The sequence below is a fragment of the Gemmiger sp. An194 genome, assembly GCF_002160145.1.
Classification (GTDB): domain Bacteria; phylum Bacillota; class Clostridia; order Oscillospirales; family Ruminococcaceae; genus Allofournierella.
The window spans coordinates 1-6,596 of the sequence record NZ_NFKA01000036.1 but is presented as its reverse complement, the minus strand read 5'-3'; the positions used below and the strand labels follow the sequence as shown (position 1 = coordinate 6,596).

Here is a 6,596-nt window from a genome sequence, read left to right as displayed (position 1 = left end):
GCATAGTGGAGCTTATTCTGCACCGTTGCGAAAAACTCCTTTGTGATGGGGCTTTCCACATCGTAGTCAGCGCTGCACTGGGAATAGATGTCCGTGATTTTCTGGTAGAACCTTCTCTCGCTGGCCCGGATGTCCCGGATACGCTCCAGTTGTTCCTCGAAATAATCCTTGCCGAAAAAGTTTTCCGGCTCCCGCAGCCGTGCGTCATCCATCACATAACCCTTGATTATGAACTCTTTCAACACCCGGTTCGCCCAAATGCGGAACATGGTCGCCTTTTTGGAGTTCACTCGATACCCCACAGCGATGATGGCGTCCAGATTATAATAGTTGGTCTGATACCGTTTTCCGTCCGCCGCAGTTGTTTCCATTTTGGAAACAACTGAATCCTCGTTCAGTTCGCCGGATTCAAAAATGTTTTTCAGATGCTTGGAAATGGCCGCTTTCTGTACCTCAAACAGCTCGGCCATTTTTGCCTGTGTCAGCCAGAGATTTTCCTGAAAGAGCAGGATTTCCACCCGCACCTCTCCGTTTTCGGTTTTGTAAAAGAGGATTTCTCTGGTTTCATACGGGGTCAGCCCCTGTTCCTCGCTCATTCCTCGTCACCTCCATATCGTTTTGGTAAGTTTGGATTGTATTTTGTAATTCATTTACAAAATGCCAGGTATTCCATTTACTTCTTTCGATGAATCGTATTGGATTCCCATAGTAAGTTCTTTTCCAAATATACCATATCAATAAGCTGAACGCCGCATTCAAAGATAGGATGATCATAATTGTCCGTGAAAAAGTTTTTGATACGATGGCTTTCTATAAAACCGCATTTCTTATAAAAAGGGAGCGTCAGCTGACTGTCACCCGTCCCCACACGAAGAATACGAAAATTATCACGGTATGTCTGCTCAATAAACTCAATCATCCGTTTTCCGTAGCCCATGCGCTGGCATTCCGGCAGAACAGCAATATTCTTGATTTCAAGAACTTTGCTGCCTTCGTCAGTAACAACACATTCCGCTTTTACGCCATTTTCCTCCAAAACATACATCGTACCTTTTTCAAGATACCGGTCGATCATATCTTCCTGCTCGTCCGCAAGAAAAAGCAGGCTCATGTATCTCTTTTTATTATCCTCAATTTTGCTTATTTTCATCAACTGTCATCCTCACATACTTTACATTCCAACTGGCAGTCATACGGCTCGGTTTCTACATGAGACTGATTGTAGACAGCCGCCTCTGCACAGCCCATTTTGTGATAGAATGCCTGGCTTTCAACGGCTGAATGGGCTGAGATGTACAACTTTTTTGCTCCATGTGCCTTTGCCCATTCTTTCGCTGCTCGAAACAGTGCAGTGCCAACCCCTTTTCCTCGCATATCCTCTGACACATGGATACTTGAGAGGTCAAGGTATCTGTGATTTCCCCCAAAAAGTTTCGGTTCAACTGACACGAAACCTTTCAACACCCCTTCGCAGAAAGCAGCATATACCAATCCACCTGTTGCTGCTGTGTTTCTCAGGCAGGAAACCAGGAATTTATAATCCGCTTCGCTCCAATCGTCAATAAACGGATCATCTTTGATAATCCATTTTCCGTTTTCTTTTCGCCTACATTTAACAACAGTTTGATGCCGTACAAAATGTCTAAATAGCTCTCGGCTTATCTCATTCTCTTGTAAGTTTTTATATATAATCTCCATTTCTATTATCCATGCAGCTCCCTTTGGTGTTTACTTTATTTTCAAATTCTGGATTCCAATAAATGCCGCTCCAATCGAACGCAAAATGATTTATCGGGTCTCTCCAAATGTCTAATTTTTAACGATAACCGTTTCTATTTCAAATCATAAACATACATCCTCGACAAATCTACCTCACCATCGCCCTGCGCCATACACAGGAACTTCCATCCGTAGCGCTCATAGAAGCCTGTGTGGTCTGTAATGAGATATAAGGTTTCCAGGCCAAATGAACGCATATCCTCACAAACATATTCCAGCAGCTTTCCTGCAATTCCCTGACAACGGTAGTTTTCCTCAACATATACCGCGCAGACATTTGGCGTCAAATCCTTGCGGTTATGAAAATCGTTTTCGATGACCCCAATACCACCAATAATCTGCTGATTCTCGACTGCAACATACCACTGCGGAACAATGCTTTTGCCCGTCAAGCACTCCTGTATGCTTCCCGCATATTCTTCAACTGGAATATCCCACTTGGAATGAAACCACTCTGCGGCCTCCGATGCCAGTTCGCTGTGTTCCCTGAGTTTCAGAATTTCCATAGCGTATCATTCCTCCTCATTTCCGCCCTTTTTAGAACGGCTCTTGTAGACATTGTACTGGTTCTTGCACCGTGGACTGCAAAAGGCAGCGTTGGATCGGCTGCCCAGGAACACCTTCTGGCAGTGCTTACACAGGCGCAGGGGCTGGTCGCCGTCCACCAGCATGAAGCTGAACATCATCTGAATACCCAGCAGCAGTGAGTGAAAATCCCAGTAAATGGTGGGTTTATCCAGCAGCTCGATGTGGTAGCTGGGGGCGATCCCGCCAAATGCGGCCATGGCCTTGCGGTGCAGCCCCCGTTCGTCCTCGCCCATGAAATCATAGTCATTGTAGTAGAAAAAGGCGGTGGTCAGCGTAAAGGCCCAGTCCTTGAACTGTTGAGCAACCCACTCGTAGGGTTCCGCATATTCCCGCTGGAAGCTCATGTTTTTCGCCTTCGGCTCGTCCATGAAGGTCATGGTCAGGGCAATCATCGTCCGGTCCCCGGATACATTCCAGGTAGATTCAATGCCCTTCTTCACCAAGTCCGGCTGGTCAAAGGGGTAAAACAGAGACAGATATTTGTCTGCCGCCATGGATTCTTCCTTGATAAAATGGTTTTTCGGCAGGTACACCGCCTCATAGTCCATAAAGGACGGCGTGGTGGGCAGAGCGGTCATCAGCCCCAGCAGGCCGTACCGGGTGATAAACTCCATGATCGCCTTTTCCACTTCTGCTTCCGGCTTGCGCCCCATCATCAGCATCCCCACATTCAGCGCATCCAGCACAATGTTGGGGACCTCTTTCAGCGGATTGTAGACATCCGGCTTTGCGCTCTTGCCGGGGGTGATATACCGCTTGCCATCTTCCGCTGTTTTCAGCTCGTAATGATCGTACCGCACCCAGTGGGAACGGGACTGTTCAAACAAATTTTTCATCATACACGCCCTTTCTCCTTAATCGTCCCAATTATCAGGGGCGGTTTTTCTTTTTTCTGCGCTTAGTCTTGTTCTCCCGCCGGATCACAGCATCCTTACCCTGTTTTCTTGCGATTTTCGAGTATTCCTCCAAAAACTGGCGCTCCCGCAAGGTCAAACTGCCGCCATGCTCCTGCTTGCCGCACAGATGGTCATACATCTGGCGCTGCAATTTCTTGTGGATGGTTTTCCGCAGCTTGCGGATGTTGCGGTCAGACTGCCCACGCACAGCGGCAAGCCGGGTGGTGCTGTACAGCCGCAAAGAGAGAAAATATAGAACTTCCTTGTGTTCCTCGCTCAGTTCCTCCACCATGCGGGAAACAAAGGCATCGGCGGTCAGGTTGTGCATCTCATAGGGGCAGTCAAACAGGATGTCCAGAAAGTTTCCGGCCATCAGCTGCCGGTATGCAGGGTTGTTCATCCATCGGGGAATGAGCTTCGGTTCCGGCACCGCCTGATATTCCAGCGGCACATCTCCACGGAGGTTTTCATGGTCCCGTTCCCGGCGCTCCCGGTTCCGGTCCAGCTTGTTCCATTCCTCCACCACGGCCCGGAAATCCTTCTCCGTGCGGGCGGCTTCCTCCAGCCGCCGTATGGCCTCGGCCCGCATCTCCCGTTTGAGCCGTTTATCACTGACCGGGGCAGCTTCTTCCTCCTCGTCCTCCAGCTCCGCTTCATAGTCGATGGGATGTTCGTCCTGCTCCAGCTCATTTTCCAGCTCGGCCAGACGTTCTTCCGCAAGCGCCTGTTCCAGCGTTTCCTCCGTTGCACCAGTGCCTGTCTCATCGTCCCATCCGGTGAAGCCACCCTCGGTATCCAGAAGCTCGTCATCAGACAGATACGCCATGACTCCACCTCTTTTCAAAAAAATATTTTGCGGTTTTTCAAAAATGGTTCCGTTTTGCACCCCGGATTTCTCCTATTAGTGAAAGAGTAATCTAAAAACAAGTTACTTGGATTACATTTGCTTTTTCACGCAGGAGAAAGGGGGCTTTCGCCATGTTCAGGCTTGACACAAAAAGGAAGTAACACAATTGAAGGTTACAAGTAACGGAACTATAACAACAGTATACACCGGATGCGCCGAAAGCGCAAGAAAGAGAGGTTCTATGGCAGATAAAAACGCCGTGTTTCTGACCCGGCACATTGGCAACACCACCTATAAAGTTCGTGTCTACCTCAGTGAAACCGCCGAGGAAACGATGGAGGATAAAATTTTGCGGCTGATCCGCAACGACGGGCTGGCAAACCAGCCGGAATGTGGTATAATGGAACTGCCACAAATGAGTCGTCCGTCTGAGAGGAGCGCCTGATATGGCAAACAGACAGACAGAAGAAAAAATCACTGCGCTCTATGAGCGCCTGTCCCGTGACGATGACCTCACGGGCGACTCGAACTCCATTCTGAACCAGAAACGTTATCTCAAAAGCTATGCAGCACAGCGGGGCTACACCAATATCGTCCACTACACAGACGATGGGTGGTCCGGCGGTAACTTTGACCGTCCCGCATGGAAGCGCCTTGTGGCGGACATCGAGGCGGGAAAGGTGGCCCACCTGCTGTGTAAGGACCTAAGTCGGATCGGTAGAAACTACCTGCAAACCGGCTTTTATACCGAGGTAATGTTCCGGCAGAATGGGGTTCATTTTGTAGCTGTCGCCAATAACATTGACAGCGAGGAACAGGACAGCGGCGAGTTTGCTCCCTTTCTCAACATCATGAACGAATGGTATCTGCGTGACCAGTCCAAAAAGGTTTCGGCAGCGTACCGTGTCAAGGGCAAGGCGGGCAAGCCTACCACCAACAACGCCATCTATGGCTACAAAAAAGACCGGTCGGACAAGGACCACTGGCTGGTGGACGAGGAAGCCGCCGCCGTGGTGCGGCGGATCTTCCGGCTTGCGGTGGAGGGGCACGGCCCCCATGAGATTTCCAAGATACTCACACGGGAAAAGGTGGAGTGCCCCGCCTATTATCTGGCCCGCAACGGCAGAGGCAGCCGGAAGAACATCGTGGACACCAGCCGCCCCTATGACTGGTACGGCTTCACAGTCAGTTCCATGCTGACCAAGCCGGAGTATATGGGGCACACTGTCAATTTCCGTTCTTCTAAGAAGTCCTACCGGGATAAGCGGGTAAAAAATGACCCGTCCGATTGGCTGATTTTCGAGAACACCCACGAGGCCATTGTTGACCCGGAAACCTGGCAGCTCGGCCAGCAGGTGAAGCGGACGGTGCGCCGGACAGATACCACCGGCGTCGCCAATCCCCTGACCGGCCTTGTGTTCTGTGCCGACTGCGGAGCCAAGATGTATAACCACCGGGGCAAACGCAAAAAGGACGGGCGGGAGTATGGAACCGACTTTTATAACTGCTCCACCTACACCCTGACCTTTGAGCGAGAAACGCAGATGTGTTTTTCCCACACGGTCAGCACTAAGGCTCTGAATGCCCTGATTCTGGAAACGATCCGTACCACCGCCAGCTATGCCATCCAGAACAAGGAGGAATTCATTCAGAAGGTTCGCAGCATTTCACAGGTTCGCCAGCAGGAAGCGGCCAAGGAGCTGAAACGCAAGGTCGCCAAGGAGCGCAAGCGCAGCGTCGAGCTGGATGTGCTGATTAAAAAGCTGTACGAAACCTATGCCATGGGCAAGTTGGAGGAAAAACGGTTCGAGTTGCTGTGTGCCGAGTATGAAAAGGAACAGGCCGAGCTGGAACAGCTGCTTGCCTCCGAGCAGGCACAGCTGGACCAGTTTCACGAGGACACCGACCGTGCCAGCCACTTTCTAACGCTGGCACAGAAATATACGGATTTCACCGAGCTGACCGCACCCATGATCCATGAATTTGTGGAGAAAATTCTGGTCCATGCTCCGGACAGAAGCACCGGGGAACGGGTTCAGGAAATCGAGATTTACCTGAACTTTATCGGGAAGTTTGAAGTGCCCATGCCCGAACCCACCGAGGAAGAACTGGCTGCGGAGGAAAAGCGCCGCCAGAAGCGCATCCGTGACCATGAAAAATATCTGCGCCAGAAGGAGCGCAAACAGAAGATTGCCGAGGGGCTGATCGTTCCGGGTGAACCGTACCAGCTGGTATGCCAGTGCTGCGGAGAGCCGTTCCAGTCTGTCCGCCCCAACGCTAAATTTTGCAAACCCGCCTGCCGGGAGAAGTTCTACCGGCAGGAAAAGCGGAAAGCCAAAGAAACGGAAACATCACAAACTGCATAAAGATTGCGGCCTGCCCAAACAAACCGGGCAGGCCGTTTTTTTCTTAACTAGAAAACCACAAGCTATGCTTGTGGACGAGAAGAGCACGAGCGTTGAAACGGTAAAAAAAGAACCTCCTTT

General features: G+C 50.5%; 8 protein-coding genes. 2 read left to right on the top strand and 6 right to left on the bottom strand.

The window, feature by feature from the left end:
* The 6 genes from rhuM to B5F28_RS14125 all read right to left on the bottom strand — a co-directional run.
* Positions 1-596: RhuM family protein (gene rhuM / locus B5F28_RS14150; RefSeq protein ID WP_143424766.1), on the bottom strand; the 596-nt coding region annotated here is incomplete at its 3' end.
* Between the two features lie 77 nt (positions 597-673).
* A complete protein-coding gene (locus B5F28_RS14145) occupies positions 674-1,150 on the bottom strand; it encodes a GNAT family N-acetyltransferase (RefSeq protein WP_087171134.1) in 477 nt (158 codons plus the stop codon).
* A complete protein-coding gene (locus B5F28_RS14140; RefSeq protein ID WP_087249496.1) occupies positions 1,150-1,698 on the bottom strand; it encodes a GNAT family N-acetyltransferase in 549 nt (182 codons plus the stop codon). The genes B5F28_RS14145 and B5F28_RS14140 overlap by 1 nt, the downstream gene beginning before the upstream one ends.
* A 134-nt stretch (positions 1,699-1,832) precedes the next feature.
* Positions 1,833-2,285, bottom strand: coding sequence for a GNAT family N-acetyltransferase (locus tag B5F28_RS14135; protein WP_087249498.1), 453 nt, complete (start codon positions 2,283-2,285; stop codon positions 1,833-1,835).
* A 6-nt stretch (positions 2,286-2,291) separates the two neighbouring features.
* Positions 2,292-3,206 carry a DNA gyrase inhibitor YacG gene (locus tag B5F28_RS14130; RefSeq protein WP_087296473.1) on the bottom strand — a complete coding sequence of 305 codons (915 nt, stop codon included), beginning with the start codon at positions 3,204-3,206 and terminating at the stop codon, positions 2,292-2,294.
* Positions 3,207-3,237: 31 nt separating this feature from the next.
* The gene (locus tag B5F28_RS14125; RefSeq protein ID WP_087296472.1) at positions 3,238-4,089 is read right to left on the bottom strand and encodes a hypothetical protein; all 852 of its coding nucleotides are present in this window, start codon (positions 4,087-4,089) and stop codon (positions 3,238-3,240) included.
* A 262-nt stretch (positions 4,090-4,351) separates the two neighbouring features.
* On the opposite strand from B5F28_RS14125, the gene B5F28_RS14120 reads away from it, so the two are divergent.
* Positions 4,352-4,555: a transposon-encoded TnpW family protein gene (locus B5F28_RS14120; RefSeq protein WP_007885061.1), complete on the top strand. Its 204-nt coding sequence runs from the start codon at positions 4,352-4,354 to the stop codon at positions 4,553-4,555.
* A 1-nt stretch (position 4,556) separates the two neighbouring features.
* On the top strand, positions 4,557-6,476 hold the full coding sequence (locus B5F28_RS14115) for a recombinase family protein (RefSeq protein ID WP_087296471.1): 1,920 nt from the start codon (positions 4,557-4,559) through the stop codon (positions 6,474-6,476).
* The last annotated feature ends 120 nt before the right edge of the window (positions 6,477-6,596 follow it).

What these genes read in the sequence shown, in the direction of transcription:
- B5F28_RS14145 (WP_087171134.1), bottom strand. Translation starts at nt 1,150, where the DNA reads ATGAAAATAAGCAAAATTGAGGATAATAAAAAGAGATACATGAGCCTG.
- B5F28_RS14140 (WP_087249496.1), bottom strand. Translation starts at nt 1,698, where the DNA reads ATGGAGATTATATATAAAAACTTACAAGAGAATGAGATAAGCCGAGAG.
- B5F28_RS14135 (WP_087249498.1), bottom strand. Translation starts at nt 2,285, where the DNA reads ATGGAAATTCTGAAACTCAGGGAACACAGCGAACTGGCATCGGAGGCC.
- B5F28_RS14130 (WP_087296473.1), bottom strand. Translation starts at nt 3,206, where the DNA reads ATGATGAAAAATTTGTTTGAACAGTCCCGTTCCCACTGGGTGCGGTAC.
- B5F28_RS14125 (WP_087296472.1), bottom strand. Translation starts at nt 4,089, where the DNA reads ATGGCGTATCTGTCTGATGACGAGCTTCTGGATACCGAGGGTGGCTTC.
- B5F28_RS14120 (WP_007885061.1), top strand. Translation starts at nt 4,352, where the DNA reads ATGGCAGATAAAAACGCCGTGTTTCTGACCCGGCACATTGGCAACACC.
- B5F28_RS14115 (WP_087296471.1), top strand. Translation starts at nt 4,557, where the DNA reads ATGGCAAACAGACAGACAGAAGAAAAAATCACTGCGCTCTATGAGCGC.